General features: G+C 69.1%; 14 protein-coding genes. 3 read left to right on the top strand and 11 right to left on the bottom strand.

All coding sequences use genetic code 11. The features are described 5' to 3' along the window. The first annotated feature begins 192 nt into the window (after nt 1–192). From D0D15_RS08760 to D0D15_RS08750, 3 genes are read left to right on the top strand one after another with little or no spacing between them, the layout of a single operon-like run. Nucleotides 193–774, top strand: coding sequence for a YbaB/EbfC family nucleoid-associated protein (locus tag D0D15_RS08760; protein ID WP_094003896.1), 582 nt, complete (start codon nt 193–195; stop codon nt 772–774). Beyond that, nucleotides 774–1,121: a WXG100 family type VII secretion target gene (locus D0D15_RS08755; protein WP_094003895.1), complete on the top strand. Its 348-nt coding sequence runs from the start codon at nt 774–776 to the stop codon at nt 1,119–1,121. The genes D0D15_RS08760 and D0D15_RS08755 overlap by 1 nt, the downstream gene beginning before the upstream one ends. Before the next feature lies 1 nt (nt 1,122). Continuing rightward, on the top strand, nt 1,123–2,436 hold the full coding sequence (locus D0D15_RS08750) for a WXG100 family type VII secretion target (protein ID WP_094003894.1): 1,314 nt from the start codon (nt 1,123–1,125) through the stop codon (nt 2,434–2,436). 57 nt (nt 2,437–2,493) lie between these two features. Here the strand turns inward: D0D15_RS08750 and D0D15_RS36265 are convergent, their stop codons facing one another. The 11 genes from D0D15_RS36265 to D0D15_RS08695 all read right to left on the bottom strand — a co-directional run bounded on the left by D0D15_RS36265 (nt 2,494) and on the right by D0D15_RS08695 (nt 19,730). Beyond that, nucleotides 2,494–2,640 carry a hypothetical protein gene (locus D0D15_RS36265; protein ID WP_094003893.1) on the bottom strand — a complete coding sequence of 49 codons (147 nt, stop codon included), beginning with the start codon at nt 2,638–2,640 and terminating at the stop codon, nt 2,494–2,496. 119 nt (nt 2,641–2,759) lie between these two features. Then, nucleotides 2,760–6,671 carry a DNA-directed RNA polymerase subunit beta' gene (locus D0D15_RS08740; protein WP_094003892.1) on the bottom strand — a complete coding sequence of 1,304 codons (3,912 nt, stop codon included), beginning with the start codon at nt 6,669–6,671 and terminating at the stop codon, nt 2,760–2,762. A 91-nt stretch (nt 6,672–6,762) separates the two neighbouring features. Continuing rightward, on the bottom strand, nt 6,763–10,278 hold the full coding sequence (gene rpoB / locus D0D15_RS08735) for a DNA-directed RNA polymerase subunit beta (RefSeq protein WP_094003891.1): 3,516 nt from the start codon (nt 10,276–10,278) through the stop codon (nt 6,763–6,765). 900 nt (nt 10,279–11,178) lie between these two features. Next, nucleotides 11,179–12,072, bottom strand: coding sequence for a hypothetical protein (locus D0D15_RS08730; RefSeq protein WP_094003890.1), 894 nt, complete (start codon nt 12,070–12,072; stop codon nt 11,179–11,181). A 34-nt stretch (nt 12,073–12,106) separates the two neighbouring features. Further along, nucleotides 12,107–12,694 (bottom strand): hypothetical protein, encoded by a 588-nt coding sequence (locus tag D0D15_RS08725; protein ID WP_094003889.1) that lies wholly within the window; start codon nt 12,692–12,694, stop codon nt 12,107–12,109. Nucleotides 12,695–12,730: 36 nt separating this feature from the next. Next, on the bottom strand, nt 12,731–13,990 hold the full coding sequence (locus tag D0D15_RS08720; protein WP_094003888.1) for an MCE family protein: 1,260 nt from the start codon (nt 13,988–13,990) through the stop codon (nt 12,731–12,733). Beyond that, on the bottom strand, nt 13,990–15,210 hold the full coding sequence (locus D0D15_RS08715) for an MCE family protein (protein ID WP_094003887.1): 1,221 nt from the start codon (nt 15,208–15,210) through the stop codon (nt 13,990–13,992). The genes D0D15_RS08720 and D0D15_RS08715 overlap by 1 nt, the downstream gene beginning before the upstream one ends. Next, nucleotides 15,207–16,391: an MCE family protein gene (locus D0D15_RS08710; protein ID WP_094003886.1), complete on the bottom strand. Its 1,185-nt coding sequence runs from the start codon at nt 16,389–16,391 to the stop codon at nt 15,207–15,209. The genes D0D15_RS08715 and D0D15_RS08710 overlap by 4 nt, the downstream gene beginning before the upstream one ends. Continuing rightward, nucleotides 16,388–17,374 carry an MCE family protein gene (locus D0D15_RS08705; RefSeq protein WP_094003885.1) on the bottom strand — a complete coding sequence of 329 codons (987 nt, stop codon included), beginning with the start codon at nt 17,372–17,374 and terminating at the stop codon, nt 16,388–16,390. The genes D0D15_RS08710 and D0D15_RS08705 overlap by 4 nt, the downstream gene beginning before the upstream one ends. Beyond that, nucleotides 17,371–18,396, bottom strand: coding sequence for an MCE family protein (locus D0D15_RS08700; RefSeq protein WP_094003884.1), 1,026 nt, complete (start codon nt 18,394–18,396; stop codon nt 17,371–17,373). The genes D0D15_RS08705 and D0D15_RS08700 overlap by 4 nt, the downstream gene beginning before the upstream one ends. Next, entirely contained in the window at nt 18,393–19,730 is a 1,338-nt protein-coding gene (locus D0D15_RS08695) for an MCE family protein (protein WP_167481479.1), read from the bottom strand. The genes D0D15_RS08700 and D0D15_RS08695 overlap by 4 nt, the downstream gene beginning before the upstream one ends. Between the last annotated feature and the right edge of the window lie 6 nt (nt 19,731–19,736).

Raw genomic sequence — 19,736 nt, 5'->3', positions numbered from 1 at the left:
CGGCCGACGCGTTCGAGCAGGTCGGCGGGCATCTTCGGCGATCGTTTCAACGCCGGAAATGGCGGCGGAATTCCCGCGTGGCGAAAAGTGATCAATCGAATCGGTGAGTTGCCCGGAAGCGTGCCCGCGGCACACACGTGTGGTGCATGATCCGATACCGAAGGTGCGTAATTCACCACGGGGAGGGACCGCATGGCGTACGGCGGCCATGGCGATCTGGTCGAGCAGCTGCAGCAGAAGCTGGACCAGGTCGAGCAGCACAAGCGGAACGGGGAGCAGCGGATGGCCGCGCTCACCCGGATGAAGGAACAGATTGGTGAGCTGTCGGTCACCGTCTCCTCCCCCGACCGGACCGTGACGGTCGTGGCGGGGCCCGGTGGCGGGGTGCAGTCGGTCCGGGTCAGCGAGGACGCGCTCGGGGGAAGCGCGATCCAGCTGTCCTCGACGATCACCAGCACGATCCGCGAGGCGGTCGCCGCGGCGGCGCGGCAGCAGGCCGCGATCGTCCAGGACGCCCTCGGCGAGCAGAGCAACGTGCTGGAGTCGGTGCTGGAGACCCAGGCCGAGGCGTTCGGCATGAGCGTGGCGGACCTCAAGGCGAAGCTGGCCGACGAACGGCCGGCCGCCGCGCCGCGGCCGATCGACCAGGGCGCGGACTTCGCCGAGGAGGACTTCCTCGAGGAGCGGCCGGCGGAACGCCCGGCTCGTCCCGCTCCGCCGCCCCGGCGCGAACCGGCCGACGACGACTACATCGACCCGTTCGGGAACGCCTGATGGCCGGCGGGTTCCAGGTCGACGTCGAAGCCCTGCGCACCACCGCGGCGCGGGCGAGCGACCTGACGGGGAAGGTCTCGGAGCTGCAGCAGGCGACCTACGAGGCGGACGTGCCCGTGGTCTCGTGGGGACTGCTCGGAGCCGGCACCGCGTTCCCGGTGTACCGCGAAATGCTCGGCAAGCTGAAGGACCACCTGAACGAGATGTCCGCGGGCTACCAGTCGATCGGCGTGAAGCTGACCAGCGCCGCCGACGCGTACAGCTCGATGGACGACGAGGTGGTCCGCGCGTTCGGCGATGTCGCCGAGCTGCTCGACGAGACCGACGCGGGAACGGAGGCGATCTGACGTGCCCACGGATGCGGAGGCGCTGGCCGAGAACTTCGGCTCGGGCTACGACGCCGAGGAGGTCCAGGAGAAGCTCGACGACACCGCTCCGGTCAAGCTCTACTCCGGCGCCAATGACACCCTCGACGTGGGCTTCCAGCTCGGCGAGGACCTGGCGAAGGGTGACCTCGAAGCCCTCGTCGCGGACGGCACGGAGGCCTTCTCGACGGCCAGCTCGTTCGTCAACGAAGCCGCGAGCACCATCGGCGACATCGTGTCGGACCCGCTCGGCTGGCTGATCTCGAACGGGGTCGGTTTCCTGGTCAGCTGGATCAAACCGCTGGAGGACGCGCTCGAACTCGTCACCGGCGACCCGGACGCCCTGGAGGACGGCGCGAAGGCGTTCAACCAGCTCGGGGAGCAGATCGAGGCGCTGAAGCAGGAGACCGAGGAACTCCTGGCGAGCGGGCTCGCCAACTGGCAGGGCGACGGCGCCGAAGCCGCGGCGAAGCGGCTCAGCGAGTTCCGCGACGGGCTCTCCGGCACCGCCGGCGCGACGACCGAGCTGGCGACGCTGCTCGCGGTCAGCTCCGCGGTGATGAGCATCGCGAAGGACCTCGTGCTGAGCATCATCAGCGACTTCGTCGAGTGGCTGATCGTCACCTGGCTGGCCGCGCTCGCCGCCACGGTGGTCACGCTGGGCGGCTCGGAGGCCGCGGCGGCGGCCGCCACCGGGGTCCGGGCCGCGACCGAGACGTCCAAGGTCAGCCGCTGGATGCAGAAGCTGACCACCGTCATCGACAAGATCAAGAGCCTGATCGACAAGATCAAGGCGTTCCTGGAGAAGATCCCGGGGTTCAAGAAGCTCGCGGACGCCGTCGGCAATGCCGGGGACAGCCTCAGCCCGGAGAAGGTCACCGACAAGGTCGCGCAGCAGCTCACCGATGGCGTGCTGAAGGAGAACCTCGGCAAGGAGGCCGCGGACGGCATCCTCGACCGGGCCAAGCAGGCAGGCAGGGACGCGATCGAGAACGGCGAGACACCCAACCTGACGCGGGACCTGCGCGGGGCGATCAGCGACACGATCGGCGAGCAGGCCGGCGGGAAGCTCAAGGAGTTCGCCGGCGAGGCCGTGAAGGACCAGGTCATCTCGATGCAGGAACGCCCCGGCAGCGAGGAGGTGCCGGGCAGCGAGCGCAAGATCCCGGACGTCCCCGGCACGATCGACAAGGCCCAGCAGACGTTCGACGACTTCACCGAGAAGGCCGGGCAGGCCGAGGACCACGGCGACACCGGCATGTCCGACGCCGAGATCACCGGCAAGCTCGACTTCTGACCCCCACGAAACGGGGCCCCAGGCGCGCGCCTGGGGCCCCGTTCCACGTCGGGACGGCTACTCGTCCTCGTCGGGCTTCGCGTGGTCCGGCCTGCCCGGGTTGGGGTCCCTCGACAGGTCGATCGCCGGGTGGGTGGGTGCGCCCTCGGGCGCGGCGTGCCGTCCCCTCGACGGCGCCTCCTCCGGGGCCTGCTCTGCGTTCACAACGCCCTCCTCGTGTCGCTCGTGTGAACTCGGGCCTCACGCTACCTCCGCGCCCCTGCCCGGACACGACGAAGCCCCCGGCTCCGAAACCGGAGCCGGGGGCTTCACACAACTACCGATCAGCGGAAGTCGCGACCGAAGTCGTAGTCGTCCAGCGGAACCGCGGCGCCGGTGCCGGTGCCGAACACATCCGGGGTGTAGTAGCCGTCGTCGTAGGACGGGATGGCGTACGCCGCCACCCGGGCCTCCTCCGTCGGCTGCACCTGGATGTTCCGGTACCGGTTGATGCCGGTGCCCGCCGGGATCAGCTTACCGATGATCACGTTCTCCTTGAGGCCCACGAGCTTGTCGCTGCGGCCGTTGATCGCCGCGTCGGTCAGGACACGCGTGGTCTCCTGGAACGACGCCGCCGACAGCCACGAGTCCGTGGTCAGCGAGGCCTTCGTGATACCCATCAGCACCGGGCGGCCCGAGGCCGGCTCGCCGCCCTCGGCCACGACCGACCGGTTCGTGCTCTCGAACTTGGTCCGCTCGGGCAGCTCGCCCGGCAGGAAGTCCGTCGAACCGGAGTCGATGATCGTCACCCGGCGCAGCATCTGCCGGACGATGACCTCGATGTGCTTGTCGTGGATCGACACACCCTGGGCCCGGTACACCTTCTGGACCTCTTCCACGAGGTGCATCTGCGCCTCGCGCGGGCCCATGACACGCAGCACCTCGTGCGGGTCCGGCGTGCCCTCGAGCAGCAGCTGGCCGACGTGCACGTGGTCGCCGTCCTGCAGCGGCCCGTTCGGCGTGTTGGCCAGGCGCTGACGCTTCGACAGCTTGTCGAAGACGATCTCCTCGCCACCGTCGTCCGGGATGAGCGTGATCTTCCAGAACCGCTCGCTCTCCTCGATGCGCACGCGGCCATCGACGTCGGCGATCGGCGCCTTGCCCTTCGGCACCCGGGCCTCGAACAGCTCGGTGACACGGGGCAGACCCGTGGTGATGTCGTCACCGGCGACACCACCCTGGTGGAAGGTACGCATCGTCAGCTGGGTACCCGGCTCACCGATCGACTGGGCGGCGACGATACCGACGGCCTCACCCACGTCGACGAGCTTGCCGGTCGCCATCGAGCGGCCGTAGCACATGGCACAGACACCGACGGCCGACTCGCAGGTCAGCACCGAGCGGACCTTGACCTTGGTGACACCGAAGGCGATCAGCTTGTCCATCGCCGGGTCGGACAGGTCGTCGCCGGCGTTGAGCACGACGTTGCCCTGGTCGTCGGTGACGTCCTGGGCGAGCGTCCGGGCGTACACGCTGGTCTCCACGTGCGCGCCGCGCAGCACGGTGCCGTCCGGCTGCTTCTCGCCGATCGGCCGGGTCACGCCGCGGGTGGTACCGCAGTCGGTCTCCCGGACGATGACGTCCTGCGACACGTCCACCAGACGACGGGTCAGGTAACCCGAGTCGGCGGTCCGCAGCGCGGTGTCGGCCAGACCCTTCCGCGCACCGTGGGTGGCGATGAAGTACTCCGCCACCGACAGGCCCTCGCGGAAGTTCGACTTGATCGGGCGCGGGATGTACTCACCCTTCGGGTTCGACACCAGACCACGCATACCGGCCAGCGACCGGACCTGGGTCATGTTGCCCGCCGCCCCGGACTTCACGATCATCGAGATCGGGTTGTCCTCGGGGAAGGCGTCCTCCATGATCTCCGCGACCTCGTCGGTGGCCTGGGTCCACACCTTGACGAGCTCGTTGTTGCGCTCGGCGTGCGACAGCTGACCACGCTGGTACCGCTTCTCCACCTGCGCGGCCTTGGCCTCGTACCGGTCGAGGATCTCCTTCTTCTCCGGCGGCACGATGACGTCGAACATCGACACCGTGACACCCGAGCGGGTGGCCCAGTAGAAGCCGGCGTCCTTGAGCCGGTCCAGGACCTGCGCGACCTGCGTCATCGAGTAGCGCTCGGCGAGGTCGTTCACGATCGCCGCCTGGCGCTTCTTCGGCAGCGGCTCGTTGATGTACGGGTAGTCCGCCGGCAGCAGGTCGTTGAACAGCACCCGGCCCAGGGTGGTCTCGGCCAGCCACGGCTGACCGGGCTCCCAGCCCTTCTCGGTGAGCTCGGCGACCTGGGTCCGGTTCGGCTGACGGTCCTTGATCCGGATCTTGATCGGCGCGTGCAGGCCCAGCGTCTTGCGGTCGAAGGCCATGATGGCCTCGGCCGGGGAGCTGAAGGCCTGGCCGGCGCCGACCGCGTTCTCGTCGAGGCGGGTCAGGTGGAACAGACCGGTGACCATGTCCAGACGCGGCATGGCCAGCGGGCGGCCCGACGCCGGCGAGAGGATGTTGTTCGCCGACAGCATCAGGATCCGGGCCTCGGCCTGCGCCTCGGCCGACAGCGGCAGGTGCACCGCCATCTGGTCACCGTCGAAGTCCGCGTTGAACGCCTCGCAGACCAGCGGGTGCAGCTGGATGGCCTTGCCCTCGACCAGCTGCGGCTCGAAGGCCTGGATGCCCAGCCGGTGCAGGGTCGGCGCGCGGTTGAGGAGCACCGGGTGCCCGGTGATGACCTCTTCCAGCACGTCCCACACCTGCGGGCGGGCCCGCTCCACCATCCGCTTCGCGGACTTGATGTTCTGCGCGTGGTTCAGGTCGACCAGCCGCTTCATGACGAACGGCTTGAACAGCTCCAGCGCCATGTCCTTGGGCAGACCGCACTGGTGCAGCTTCAGCTGCGGACCGACGATGATGACCGAACGGCCCGAGTAGTCGACGCGCTTGCCGAGCAGGTTCTGGCGGAACCGGCCCTGCTTGCCCTTGAGCAGGTCGGACAGCGACTTCAGCGGCCGGTTGCCCGGGCCGGTGACCGGACGGCCGCGGCGGCCGTTGTCGAACAGCGCGTCGACGGCCTCCTGCAGCATCCGCTTCTCGTTGTTGACGATGATCTCGGGCGCGCCGAGGTCGATCAGCCGCTTGAGGCGGTTGTTCCGGTTGATCACCCGGCGGTACAGGTCGTTGAGGTCCGAGGTGGCGAAGCGGCCACCGTCGAGCTGCACCATCGGGCGCAGGTCCGGCGGGATCACCGGGACCGCGTCGAGGACCATGCCGCGCGGGTCGTTGCCGGTGGCCTGGAAGGCCGCGACGACCTTGAGCCGCTTCAGCGCGCGGAGCTTCTTCTGCCCCTTGCCGTTGCGGATGGTGTCGCGCAGCTTCTCGGCCTCGGCGTTGACGTCGAATTCGGTGGCCAGCTTCTGGATGGCCTCCGCGCCCATGCCGCCGGTGAAGTACTCGCCGTAGCGGTCGTACAGCTCGCGGTACAGGGTCTCGTCCGCGATCAGCTGACGCGGCTCGAGCTTGGTGAAGGTGGTCCAGATCTCCTCGAGCCGGTCCAGCTCGCGCTGGGCCCGGTCGCGGAGCTGCTTCATCTCGCGCTCGCCGCCCTCTTTAACCTTTCGCCTGACGTCCGATTTAGCGCCTTCGGCTTCGAGCTGAGCGAGGTCGGCCTCGAGCTTCTGCGCGCGCGCCTCGATGTCGGCGTCGCGCTTCGCCTCGATGTTCTTCCGCTCGACGCTGATCTCGTTCTCCAGCGTCGGCAGGTCGTTGTGCCGCAGCTCGGTGTTCACCCCGGTGATCACGTAGGCCGCGAAGTAGATGATCTTCTCGAGGTCCTTCGGCGCCAGGTCGAGCAGGTAGCCCAGGCGGGAGGGAACACCCTTGAAGTACCAGATGTGCGTGACCGGCGCGGCCAGCTCGATGTGGCCCATCCGCTCACGGCGCACCTTGGCGCGAGTCACCTCGACACCACAGCGCTCGCAGATGATGCCCTTGAAGCGGACCCGCTTGTACTTGCCGCAGTAGCACTCCCAGTCCCGGGTGGGGCCGAAGATCTTCTCGCAGAAGAGCCCGTCCTTCTCCGGCTTCAGGGTGCGGTAGTTGATGGTCTCCGGCTTCTTGACCTCGCCGAAGGACCACTGACGGATGTCGTCGGCGGTCGCCAGGCCGATCCGGAGCTCATCGAAGAAGTTGACGTCCAGCACGTCGTTGCATCCCCTTTGGGGTTGATTCGGCTAGAGGAGTCGGCTACCGGGGGCGGGGCCGCGGGAGGTGGCCCCGCCCCCGGTCGCTACGTCATTGCACGACGTCGTCCACCGAGGGCGACTCGTTGCGGGACAGGTTGATGCCGAGGTTGGCGGCGGCGCGCTCCAGGTCCTCGTCGTCGGAGTCGCGCATCTCGATCGCGGCGCCGTCACTGGAGAGGACCTCCACGTTCAGGCACAGCGACTGCAGCTCCTTGAGGAGAACCTTGAACGACTCGGGGATGCCCGGGTCGGGGATGTTCTCGCCCTTGACGATCGCCTCGTACACCTTCACGCGGCCGACCACGTCGTCCGACTTGATCGTCAGCAGCTCCTGCAGCGTGTAGGCCGCGCCGTAGGCCTGCATCGCCCAGCACTCCATCTCACCGAAGCGCTGACCACCGAACTGCGCCTTACCACCCAGCGGCTGCTGGGTGATCATCGAGTACGGGCCGGTGGACCGGGCGTGGATCTTGTCGTCCACCAGGTGGTGCAGCTTGAGGATGTACATGTAGCCGACGGCCACCGGGTACGGGAACGGCTCGCCGGACCGGCCGTCGAGCAGCGTCGCCTTGCCGTTCTCCTTGACCATGCGCTCGCCGTCCCGGTTGGGCCGGGTCGACGCGAGCAGGCCGGTGAGCTCCTCCTCCTTGGCGCCGTCGAACACCGGGGTCGCGGTGTTCGTGCCGGGCTCGACGTCGTAGAGCTCCTCGGAGAGGTTCTGCGCCCACTCCGGGTTGCCCTCGATCTTCCAGCCCTGCGAGGCGAGCCAGCCCAGGTGCAGCTCGAGGATCTGGCCGATGTTCATCCGTCGCGGCACACCGTGGGTGTTCAGGATGATGTCGACCGGGGTGCCGTCCTCCATGAACGGCATGTCCTCGACCGGCAGGATCTTGCCGATGACACCCTTGTTGCCGTGGCGGCCGGCGAGCTTGTCGCCCGGCTGGATCTTCCGCTTCTGCGCCACGTAGACGCGGACCAGCTCGTTCACGCCCGGGGGCAGCTCGTCGGCGTTGCCCCGCTCATCCTCCTCGCGGGAGAACACGCGGACGCCGATGACCTTGCCGGTCTCGCCGTGCGGCACCTTCAGCGACGTGTCGCGGACCTCGCGGGCCTTCTCGCCGAAGATCGCGCGGAGCAGGCGCTCCTCCGGGGTCAGCTCGGTCTCGCCCTTGGGCGTGACCTTCCCGACCAGGATGTCGCCGTCGCGGACCTCGGCACCGATGCGCACGATGCCGCGCTCGTCGAGGTCGGCCAGGACCTCCTCGGAGACGTTCGGGATGTCCCGGGTGATCTCCTCGGCGCCGAGCTTGGTGTCGCGGGCGTCGATCTCGTGCTCCTCGATGTGGATCGAGGTGAGCACGTCGTCCTGCACCAGGCGCTCGGAGAGGATGATCGCGTCCTCGTAGTTGTGACCCTCCCACGGCATGATCGCCACGAGCAGGTTCTTGCCGAGCGCCATCTCGCCCTGGTCGGTGGACGGGCCGTCGGCGATGACCTGACCGGCCTCGACGCGGTCGCCCTCCGAGACGATCGGGCGGTGGTTGAAGCAGGTGCCCGCGTTGGTGCGGCGGAACTTGTGCAGTCCGTAGCTCTTGCGGGTGCCGTCGTCGTGCATGATCGTCACGAGGTCGGCCGAGAGCTCCTCGACGACACCGGCCTGCTCGGCGAGGAGCACGTCACCGGCGTCGACCGCGGCACGCAGCTCCATGCCGGTGCCGACCAGCGGCGACTCGGCGCGCAGCAGCGGCACGGCCTGGCGCTGCATGTTGGCGCCCATCAGCGCGCGGTTGGCGTCGTCGTGCTCGAGGAACGGGATCATCGCGGTGGCGACCGACACCATCTGACGCGGCGACACGTCCATGTAGTCGATCTCCAGCGGGTCGAGCAGCTCGACCTCGCCACCCTTGCGCCGGCCCAGCACCTGGGTCTCGGCGAAGTGACCGTCCTCGGTCAGCGGCGCGTTGGCCTGCGCCTTGACGTAGCGGTCCTCCTCGTCGGCGGTCAGGTAGTCGACCTGGTCGGTGACCCGGCCCTCGACGACCTTCCGGTACGGCGTCTCGATGAAGCCGAACGGGTTGACCCGCGCGTAGGAGCACAGCGAGCCGATCAGGCCGATGTTCGGGCCTTCCGGCGTCTCGATCGGGCACATGCGGCCGTAGTGCGACGGGTGGACGTCGCGGACCTCCATGCCGGCGCGCTCACGGGACAGACCACCGGGGCCCAGCGCGTTGAGGCGGCGCTTGTGGGTCAGGCCCGACAGCGGGTTGTTCTGGTCCATGAACTGCGACAGCTGCGAGGTGCCGAAGAACTCCTTGATCGCCGCCACGACCGGGCGGATGTTGATCAGGGTCTGCGGCGTGATCGCCTCGACGTCCTGCGTGGTCATCCGCTCGCGGACGACGCGCTCCATGCGGGACAGGCCGACCCGGATCTGGTTCTGGATCAGCTCGCCCACGGTGCGGATGCGGCGGTTGCCGAAGTGGTCGATGTCGTCGACCTCGACCGGGACCTCGTTCTCGCCCTCGCCCATCTTGGTCTCACCCGCGTGCAGGCGGACCAGGTACTCGATGGTCGAGACGATGTCCTCTTCGGTGAGGGTGCCGGTCTCGTACGGCAGCTTCAGGCCCAGCTTCTTGTTGAGCTTGTAGCGGCCGACCTTGGCCAGGTCGTAGCGCTTCTCCTTGAAGAACAGGTTCTCCAGGAGCGTCTGGGCGCTCTCCTTGGTGGGCGGCTCGCCCGGGCGCAGCTTGCGGTAGATGTCGAGCAGCGCCTCGTCGGTGCCCGCGGTGTGGTCCTTCTCGAGCGTCGCGAGCAGGGTCTCCGAGAAGTGGAACCGCTCGCGGATCTGCTCGGTGGTCCAGCCCAGCGCCTTCAGCAGCACGGTGACCGGCTGGCGGCGCTTGCGGTCGATGCGGACGCCGACGGTGTCGCGCTTGTCCACGTCGAACTCGAGCCACGCGCCGCGGCTCGGGATGATCTTGACGCTGAAGACGTCCTTGTCGGTGGTCTTGTCGACGCTGGTGTCGAAGTACACGCCGGGCGACCGGACCAGCTGGGACACCACGACACGCTCGGTGCCGTTGATGATGAAGGTGCCCTTCTCGGTCATCACGGGGAAGTCGCCCATGAAGACCGTCTGGGACTTGATCTCGCCGGTGTTGTTGTTGACGAACTCGGCGGTCACGAACAGCGGGGCCGCGTACGTCATGTCCTTGTCCTTGCACTCCTCGACGGAGGCCTTGACCTCGTCGAAGCGCGGGTCGGAGAAGGACAGGGACATCGAACCGGAGAAGTCCTCGATCGGGGAGATCTCGTTGAGGACCTCTTCGAGGCCGCCGACCGGGTTCTCCTCGCCCTCGTTCACGCGGCGCTCGAACCACTTCTCGTCACCGGTGAACCACTGGAAGGACTGGATCTGCACGTCCAGCAGGTTGGGGGTGGGGAGGGGTTCGCGAATCTTCGCGAACGAGACCCGCTTGGGGGCTCCGGGAATTCCCGTCGGGTTCGGCTCCGTTACAGCCGAGGTGGTCGCAGCAGTGGCCTGGTTCGCGGGAGAGACTGCCAAGATGCGTCCTTCCGGGGACAATGAGCGGTGCGCAGCCGCGTTAGCAACAGCTAAAGCGACTGTCAAGGGTGCCGTGTGCCCACTATCCTAGCTTCCGTCTTCGGGCAGCCTGAAAGAGGGCAGCGCAAAGAAGCAGTCTAGCCTGAACGACGCGTTCTGTCGAGGGGGCCGCTCGATGGGGCCCGCACCTCGATCACGACGTGCTCAGGCATCGCCTCCCGACAGGCCCTCCCGCAGGGCGCTGCCGTTGGCGATAAGCGTGAACCCCCGGCGCCGAAGAGTCAAGATGCCACGCGGCGAACCCGCCGGTTGGCGCAACGCGATCGCGGTCCGTACACGGCCTCGACCTGGGGATTCGTGTTTGTGGCGGCGCCCGGGGACGGATGCGGTCACCAGGGGTTGCGGGCTGGGTCACGCCGGTCCAAGATCGTCCCCGGGTGTTGTTGCGGGGCCCCGCGAAAGCGGCGCGGGGCCCCGGTGCGGCCGTCGCGGAGAGGCACTCGCGGCGGTTTGGAGTGGCGCGCTTCACGGCCGTGGGGGCTGTCGAGGGGCCGGGACGGCGGTGGCTGGTGCCCGGGTTGCAGCGGCAGGGTGCGCACGACTCGGCGCGGCGGTGCTCGCGGCGCGGCCGCTGGGTAGGCACGCCCCGGAATGATGGGCGGCCAGCCTAGCCAGGCGCGGCCGCAGCACGCGGCCGCCCAGGAACAGCAGATGCCCCACCGGGGCGCGGCGGCGTCCGGTCGAGCGCGCCCTGTTGCGGCAGGGTTCCCACGAACAGCAGAAGTCCCACCGCCCGGGGCGCGGCGGTATCCGAGCCAGCGCGCCCCACCGCGGCAGGGTGCGCACGAACACCAGAACGCCCCCACCGGCCGGCGGCTCGGCGGGGGCGTCCGGAATGGATCAGCGGGACGGTGCCGGGGACGCGGGCGGCGCGCTGGACGGCGCTGGCGTCGGCTGGGTGGCTGTGTACGTGTCCAGCGCCGAGACCTTCCACTCGCCGTCGACGTACTGCATGTTCAGCCACAGCTGCGCGCTGCCGCTCGCCGTCTGGTTCTGGTCCGTGCGCGTCGAGGTCTGGTCGACGAACACCATCACCTTCGCGCGGTCGCCGTCGAGCATGATCACCGCGCTGCGCGTCGCCTTCACCGTGACCACGATCTTCTGCTGCGGGGCCAGCCGCTCGACCTCGCCGAAGATGGCGTTGTACTTGGCCTTCACCTCGTCGTTGAGCAGCAGGTTCTTCGCCGCGTCCTGGGTCTTCGCGATGTTGTTGAAGTCGTAGGAGAACAGCGACTCGGCGGCACCCGTGGCGGCCTTGCTGACCTCCGCCGTGCGGGCGGTGTCCAGCAGCGCCGTGTTCGACATCATCTCGTCGACCCGGTTGCCCTCGATCTTGAACCACACCGCTAACCCGGCCAGCACCAGCGCCAGACCGAACAGCACGCCGGCCAGCACGTACGGGCTCGTCTTCCGCCGCTCCCCCGCAGCCGTCGGCTCCTCGTCCGACGTGGCTGCTTCGGCCTCGGCGTAGCTCTCCGGCTTCGGCTCGCCCTCGTCGCGGGCCTTGGGCCGCGGGCTGGGCCGTCGCGGCTCGGCCGGGGCCTCGGCAGCGGCCTCGGGCTCGGCGACCTCGACCTCATCGACCTCCGGTTCGGGCGCCGCGGCCCGGCCCGTGACCTCCTCGGTCTCGGCGTACTCCTCGTCGCGGGGCCTCGGCGAGGGACGCCGGATCCCGGCGCCGGCGACCTTGGGACGGCGGCGCACCGGCGGTGTCTGCCGGCGAGACGGTGGCATGACTGGTCCTCTCCTCGTACGCCTGCGGCGACCGTTACTGCCCGCTCACGAGCGGCACCGACCCGATCCCGGACACCTTCCACTCGTCCCCGACCCGGGTCATCTGCACCTCCAGCCGCAGCGGCTTGGCGACCGGCTGCGCGCCCTCCTTGGCGACCAGCGTGCTGATCGCGGCCAGGAAGCTCGCCTTCCCGCCGTGCAGGTCCAGCTCCTCCACCCCGATGTCCTGCACCGTGGTGGTCACCTTGGTCTTGGCCTCGGTCATGGCCTGGCGGTAGTTCTGCTCGGTCGCGGTGATCTGGTCGGCCAGCTCCTGGGTCGACACGGCCTTCTGCTGGGCGAAGTAGCCGTCCGGGTTGGTGTAGTCCAGCTCCGTGTACGCCTTGACCGCCGTGGTGCCCGCCTTGACCACGTCGTCGCGGGCCTGGGCCAGCGCCAGGTTGTCGTCGGTGGAGGCGACCCACCACTGGACCCCGAAGATCCCGGCGACGATCAGCGCCGCCGCGGCCAGCGCGGCCGTGCCCAGCACCAGGTACCGGCCCAGCTTGTCCCCGGTGGCCGGGTCCTCGGCCGGCGGATCCGGGAAGCCGGCTTCCTCGGTCCGTGCCTCGTCCGAACTCATAGCTCTCCAGAGTAGGTAGGTCGGGTGTGGGCGGCGTCAGCCGGGCAGTCCCAGCAGGGCGGACAGGCTGGTGATCGAGACGCCCGGCGAGCCGACGACGCCGGGGGTGCCCCGCATGTACGCCAGCTGCTCCTCGTCGCGGTTCGAATTCTGCGCGACCTCCTGCGGCGAGGGATCCACCGGCACCCCGTTGTACGGCGCGTTCTGCGCACCGCGCACGCCAATCGGGCTGCCCGCGGGCTCCGCGCAGTAGGAGTTCAGGTTCGGCTCCCGCGGCGTGGTCTCGGCACCCGTGCGGTACTGCTCCGGGCTCATGTAGCCCTTGGTGCACACCGGCGGGTCGAACAGGTTGAGCGCCAGCCCCAGGTGCGCGGTGCCGTCGCCGGGCGCCACGCTGCGGGCGCCCACCGCCAGCACCGGGTAGCTGACCAGCACCTGCTGGATGCCGTCCTGCCGGGTCAGCAGCAGGTTCGACGTGGTCAGCAGGTTCGCGGTCAGCTCGCCGAGCCCGGGCCCGAGGTCGGTCACGAACTGGTTGAGCGTCTGCGCCGCGCCCGGGGCGACCTCGATCAGCCGCCGGATGTCGGCGTCGGAGCCCTTCAGCGTCGCCGACAGCTCGTTGAGGTTGCGGCTGAACTCCTTCAGGTTGCCCGCTTGCTGGTTCTGCGTCTGGAGCACCCGCTCACCGGAGTCGAGCAGCTGCACGGTCTGCGGCAGGTACTGCTGCGCGGTGGCGGTGAAGTCCCGCGCGGTGTCCAGCAGCTGCTGCAGGCCCGGGCCGGTGCCGTTGAACGCGTTGTAGGACTCGTCGACGACGGTCCGCAGCGCGTCCTTCGGCACCGAGGAGGCCAGGCTGTCCAGGCCGGTGATGATCTGGTCGGTGCCGATCGGCACCTGCGTCTTCGCGGCGGGGATGACCGACCCGCCCGCCAGGTACGGCCCGCCGTCGGCGACCGGCCGCAGGTCGACGAACTGCTCCCCGACCGCCGACCGGTTGGCGACGACCGCCTGCAGGTTCGCCGGCACCCGCGGGGTGTCCGGGTCGATCTCCAGGTCGGCCTCCAGGCCCTCGGCGGTGAGCCGCAGCTGGCCGACCTTGCCGATGTTGTAGCCGCGGTAGGTGACCTCGGCCCCGGTGAAGATGCCGCCGGACTGGGTCAGCTCCAGCTTAACCGTGTACCCGGTCTGGCCGAACACCTGCCCGAGCCCGGCGAACCGGATCAGCGCGTACACCACGGCCACCACGGAGATGACCAGGAACGCGACCAGTTGGATCTTCGTCTTGCGGACCAGCATCACGCACCTCCCGCCAGCAGGCCGAAGATGCCCGCGACCCCGGTCTGTTGCGGCTGCGCCCCGGTGGCCCCGGTGGCGCCGGTGGCCGCTGTGCTCTGCGGTGCGACCTGGAGCGGCAACGGCAGCGGCGGCGGCTGGTTGGCCTGCTCGCCCTCGACCCCGCCGGTGAGGCCGGCCAGGCTGTCCGGCAGCACCCCGGCCAGCGGGTTCTGCCTGCTGCGGCTGAGGTTCTGCAGCACGTTCTGCAGGTTCAGGTCGATCTTGGCGTAGAGGTTGAAGTAGTCGCCCTTGACGCCGTCGATCGCCGCGTCGGTGAACGGGTAGGTCAGCAGGATCTCCAGTGACTTGGGCAGGTCGGCGCCGGCCTCGCCGAGCTTCTGCAGCGTCGGCAGCAACGCGCGCAGGTCGGCGACCAGGTTCTCCTGGCTCTTGTTCAGCGTGTCCACGGTGACGCCGGAGAGGTTCTGCAGCGCCTGGAGCATGGTGACCAGCTGGGTGCGCTGCTGCTCCAGGATCCCGATGCCGGGGCCGAGGTCGTCGATCGCGTTGACGATCTGGTCCTTCTGCCCGGCCAGCGTGCTGGAGAGCCGGTTCAGGCCGTCCAGCGCCCGCGTGATGTCGCCGGACTGGGCGTCCAGTGTGGACACCAGCTGGTTGGCGTTGTCCAGCAGGCGCCGGATGTCCGGCTCGCGGCCCTCGGTGGCGGCGTTGAGCTCCTTGGTGATGGTGTTGAGCTGCTCGACCCCGCCGCCGTTGAGCAGCATGGACAGCGCGCCGAGCACCTCCTCCACCTCGACGCTGCGGTTGGTGCGGGCCAGCGGGATCTCCGCGCCGTCGGCGAGGGTGCCCTGCGCGAGGTCCTCGCCCGGCGAGGCCAGCTCGACGTACTTCTCCCCGAGCAGGCTGGACTGGCGGATGTTGGCCAGCGCGTTGGCGGGCAGCTTGACGTCGCCGTTGAGCTTGACCGTCACCTCGGCGTGCCAGCCGTCCTCGGTCAGCCCGATCGACTCGACCCGGCCCACCGGGACCTCGTTGACCTTGACCCCGGCCTGCGGCACGAGGTCGAGCACGTCGGCGAACTGGACCTTGACCGTGTACGGGTGGTCGCCCAGGTCGGCGCCGCCGGGCAGCGGCACGTCGTAGATGCCGCCGAACGAGCAGCTGGTCAGGGTCAGCGCCGCCGCCAAGCCGGCGGCGGCGAGGGCGAGTGGCTTCCTCACTGCGACGCCCCCGTTCCGTAGACGGTCTGCGCCAGCGGGAGCGGCAGCGGCGGCAGCTGGCCGTTCTGCAGCGCGTGCACGGTCTGCGCGACCGACGGCAGCGGCACCGCGCCATCCAGCAGCGGCGCCACCGAGCTGCACAGGTTGCCGATCGCGTCCAGCGCCTCCGGCGTCTGCTTGAGCAGGTTGCAGATCATCACGATCGGCGGCTGGGTCAGCTCGTTGAGGTTGGCCCGCGCGTCGAGCGTGCCCGACGAGCCGTTGTAGGCGTTGATGACGTTGTTCAGGCCGACCGGCGCGACGTCGAGGATCTCGGCGAGCGCGCTGCGCTGGTCCACCAGCACCTGGGTCACGCTGGCCAGCTTGTCCACGTTGGACTTCAGCCGGTCGGAGTGGTTGTTGATGAACTGCTGCACCGTGGCGAGCGTGGTGCCCAGCTGCTGCACCGTGGCGGCGAGGTTGTCCTTCTCCCCCGCCAGGTAGCCGGAGACGTCGGCCAGCCGCTGCTCGAACTGCCGCACCTGGTTGTCGCTGTTGGCCAGGGTGGTGGTGAAGTCGGCCAGGTTGGCGACCGTGCCGAACAGGTCGTCCTTGTTGCCCGACAGCGTCCGCGACGCCTGGCTCAGCTTCGTGATGGTGTCGTGCAGGGCCTGGCCGTTGCCGTCCATGTTCTGCGCCAGCGTGGTGAGCAGGTCCGACAGCGAGCCGTTGGAGTTCACCCCGTTCGGGCCGAGCGACCGGCTGATCTTGTCCAGGCTCTCGTAGAGCTGGTCGACCTCGATCGGCACCGCGGTCTTCTCCAGCGGGATGGTGGCGCCCTCGCTGATCACCGGGCCGCCGGTGTAGGCCGGGGCGAGCTGCACGTACCGGTCGCTGACCAGCGACGGCGCGACGATCGCGGCCTGCGCGTCGGCGGGCACCTGCACCGCGCGGTCGTACTCCATGACGACCTTGACCCGGTCGCCCATCGGCTCGACCGAGGTCACCTTGCCCATGTCGACGCCCAGCACGCGCACGCTGTTGCCCACGTAGAGGCCGGTCGCGCTGGTGAAGTAGGCGGTGACGTGCTTCTTGTCGGCGTCCTTGAGGGTCCACCAGAGCACGCCGGCCACGACGAGACCGAGCACGCACGCCGCCGCGATGCCACGCGCGAGGGATCGGCCGAAGCGGGTCTCCGTCATTTCTGGTTGCACCCCTCTTCGTTCAGGGGGCCGATCGAGGGCAGGATCAGACCGCAGATGTAGTTGTCGAACCAGTGCCCGTTGCCGACGGTGTTGGTGAACACGCGGATGTAGGGCGCGAAGCGGGCGATGCCCTGGGCCAGGTTGTCCTGGTTGCGCTGCAGCATCGCGGTGAGCTGGTCCAGCGAGGTCAGCACCGGCGTCAGCTGCGCGTCGTTGTCGCTCACCAGTCCCTGCAGCTGCCGGGACAGCTCCTGCGCGCCGGTCAGCAGCGTCGAGATCGCCTGCTCACGGGCGGCGACCTCCTGCAGCACCAGGTTGCCGTCCTGCAGCAACCGGGTGAGCTGCTGGTCGCGGTCGGCCAGCGTCTGCGAGATCTGGTTGGTGTTCTGCAGCAGCTGCGCCAGCTCGGTGTCCCGCTTGGCGATCGTGTCGGACAGCTGCGACAGGCCGTTGAGCGCGCCACGCACGTTGTCGGAGGTGCCGGACAGCGTCTGGGACAGCACGTCGAAGGATTGGGCCAGCTGGTCCGTGTCGATGTCGTTCACCGTGGTCGACAGGTCCCGGAACGCGTCCAGCACGTCGTAGGGCGCCAGCGTCCGTTCCGTCGGGATCGGCGTGCCCGGGTCCAGCGCCTTCTCCCCGACCGGGTCGAGCGCCAGGTACTTCTGGCCGAGCAGCGTCTTGATCTTGATCGCCGCCGCGGTCTTGTCGCCGAGCCAGGTGTCCTTGACCTTGAACGTCACCTTCACCGACGCGCCGTCCAGCGTCACGTCGGTGACCTTGCCGACCTTCACCCCGGCGACGCGCACCTCGTCGTCGGCCTTCAGGCCGGCCGCCTCGGTGAACTCCGCCTCGTAGCTCGTCCCGGCGCCGATGATCGGCAGGTCGTCGGCGTTGAGCGCGGCGACGAAGCCCAGCAGCATCAGCACGAGGCCGACGACCGCGATGGGCACCGGGTTGCGGGACTGGAAGCTCCTCATGATCCACACCGGTCCCGGGTCTGCGGCATGATCGGCAGGTTGATCTCCTGGTTGATCAGCGGCGGCAGGGACACGCTCCCGGTCGCCGAGCAGAGGTAGAAGTTGAACCAGGAACCGTAGTCGGCCGTGCGCGCGAGCGTCGTGACCTTCTGCGGCAGGAACTGGATGAAGTGCTCCACCACCGGCTCGCTGTCGTTGAGGTTCTGGGCGAGCCCGCCCAGCGCCGAGATGTCGTTCTTCAGCGGTTCGCGTGCCTCGTCCAGGAAGCCCGCGGTGGTGGTGGCCAGCCCGCCCAGCGCGTCGATCGCGTCACCGATCGAGTCGCGGTCCTGCGCCAGTCCGGTGGTCAGCCGCTGCAGCTTGTCGATCAGGTCGGTCAGCTGCGGGGTGTGCGCGTTGACCGCGTCCAGCACTGTGTTCAGGTTGGTCACCACCTGGCCGATCACCTGGTCCTTCTGCGCGATCGTGGTGGTCAGCGACGCGGTGTGGGCGAGCAGGCTGTCGATCGTGCCGCCCTCGCCCTGCAGGACCTGGATCAGCTCGTAGGACAGCTTGTCGACGTCCTCCGGGTTGAGCGCGCGGAACAGCGGCTTGAACCCGTTGAACAGCTCGTCCAGGTCCAGCGCCGGGGTGGTGCGCTCCAGCGGGATCGTGCTGCCCGGCTCGAGCGTGCCCTTGCCGGTGCCCTGGCCGAGCGAGAGGTACCGCTGGCCGACCAGGTTGCGGTACTTGATCTGCACCGTGACCCCGGCCGGCAGGGTGCGGCCCTGGTCGACCTCGAAGTCGATCTGGGCCTGGCGCCGGTCCACGATCTTGACGTTCGTGACCTGGCCGACCTTCACGCCCGCGATGCGGACGTCGTCACCGGGCAGCACGAGCGTCGCGTCGGTGAAGCGGGCGCTGTACCCGGTGGTGTCCTGGGTGTTGATGTTGGCGATGCTGATGCCGAGGATCGCCGTGAACAACACGGTGATCACGATGAAGATCGTCAGCTTGATCAGCGGCGCGACCAGTCCCCTCACTTGACCGTCACCTCCGCACCGCGGTAGAGCGGGCCCACGAGCAGGCCGGACCAGCCCGGCATGGCCGCCGGGTCGAGGCCGACCTGCGGGCCGACGAGCTGGGACAGGAAATCGAGCTCGGCCCGGCTGTTGGCCGGGTTGCCGCCCGCCGCGCCACCGCCGCCGTTGTAGCCGCCGGCGTCGGCGATCGTGTTGGCGGGCTGCAGGCCGTCACTGGCCGACTTCGACGCCGGGGTCGGCTGGGCGCCGTCCTTGATCGGGCCCTCCGGCGGGTACTGCGGGAACGGCTGCGGGAACTCCTTGACGTTGTAGCAGCGCGGGCCCCGCTTGTCCTCGAAGCGCGGCTCGTCGCGGCCGGCCACGTACGGCCCGCGGGTGGTGACGATCTCGATCGTCGCGTGCAGGCCGGGCTGGTTCGTGCCCTTGCCCAGCGCCTGGTCCACGAAGGGCACCAGCTCGGCCATCGACCCGAACAGGCACGGGTACTCCGGCGCGTACTTCGCCAGCAGCTCGGCCGTCGGGCGCGAGTTCTCGGCCAGGCTGATCAGGTTGCTCGCGTTCGCGCTCACGAACGATTCCAGGGTCTGCGAAGCGGCGGTCACGTTGGCGTAGAGGGCCTGCAGGTTCTGCTGCTCGTCGAACACCGTCTTCGTCGTGGTCGACAGGTTGTCCAGCGTCTGCACCAGATCCGGCGCCGCGTCGGACAGGTTGTCGGAGAACTTCGCCAGCTCCTGCAGGTTTTCCCGCAGCTGCGGCAGGTGCGGGTTCAGGTCGCCGAAGTAGGTGCCCAGCTCGGACAGGGTCTGCCCGAGCGTCTCGCCGCGGCCCTGCAGCGCGGTCGAGATCGCGGTCAGCGTGGTGGACAGCTTCTCCGGCTGCACGGCCTGCAGCACCGGCAGCAGGTTGTCCAGCGCCTGCGACAGCTGGACGGCGTCCTGCGTGCGGTCCTCCGGGATCACGTCACCGGCGGCGATCGTCTTCGCCGACGGCCGCTCCGGGATCTCCAGCGACACGTACCGCTCGCCGAACAGCGTCTTCGGCAGGAACCGGGCGCTGACGTTCTCCGGGATCAGCTTCGCCGACTCCGGGTCCAGCGCGAGCGTCAGCGTGGCGCCGTCGGCGCTCGCGTCGATCGACTTCACCGAGCCGACGATCAGCCCGCGCACCTTGACGTCGGACTGCGGCAGCAGCTGGTTGCCGACCTCGCCGGCCTGCAGCTTCACCTCGACCGTCGGCGTGAACGCCTTGTTGTACATGGCGATCGACAGCGTGACGCCCGCCGCGAGCACCACGATCAGGAGCAGGCCCAGCAGCCTGCGACGCAAGGTCACCACGGTGTC

It is taken from the genome of Amycolatopsis thermalba, from assembly GCF_003385215.1.
Lineage (GTDB): Bacteria > Actinomycetota > Actinomycetes > Mycobacteriales > Pseudonocardiaceae > Amycolatopsis_E > Amycolatopsis_E thermalba.
The sequence above is the reverse complement of the archived record's forward strand: the minus strand, read 5'-3'. Positions and strand labels throughout refer to the sequence as shown.

Bases quoted from the DNA above. Each gene is read 5' to 3' on its own strand.
- D0D15_RS08760 (WP_094003896.1), top strand. From the start codon at position 193: ATGGCGTACGGCGGCCATGGCGATCTGGTCGAGCAGCTGCAGCAGAAG.
- D0D15_RS08730 (WP_094003890.1), bottom strand. From the start codon at position 12,072: ATGCCACCGTCTCGCCGGCAGACACCGCCGGTGCGCCGCCGTCCCAAG.
- D0D15_RS08720 (WP_094003888.1), bottom strand. From the start codon at position 13,990: ATGCTGGTCCGCAAGACGAAGATCCAACTGGTCGCGTTCCTGGTCATC.
- D0D15_RS08725 (WP_094003889.1), bottom strand. From the start codon at position 12,694: ATGAGTTCGGACGAGGCACGGACCGAGGAAGCCGGCTTCCCGGATCCG.
- D0D15_RS08755 (WP_094003895.1), top strand. From the start codon at position 774: ATGGCCGGCGGGTTCCAGGTCGACGTCGAAGCCCTGCGCACCACCGCG.
- D0D15_RS08705 (WP_094003885.1), bottom strand. From the start codon at position 17,374: ATGAGGAGCTTCCAGTCCCGCAACCCGGTGCCCATCGCGGTCGTCGGC.
- D0D15_RS08710 (WP_094003886.1), bottom strand. From the start codon at position 16,391: ATGACGGAGACCCGCTTCGGCCGATCCCTCGCGCGTGGCATCGCGGCG.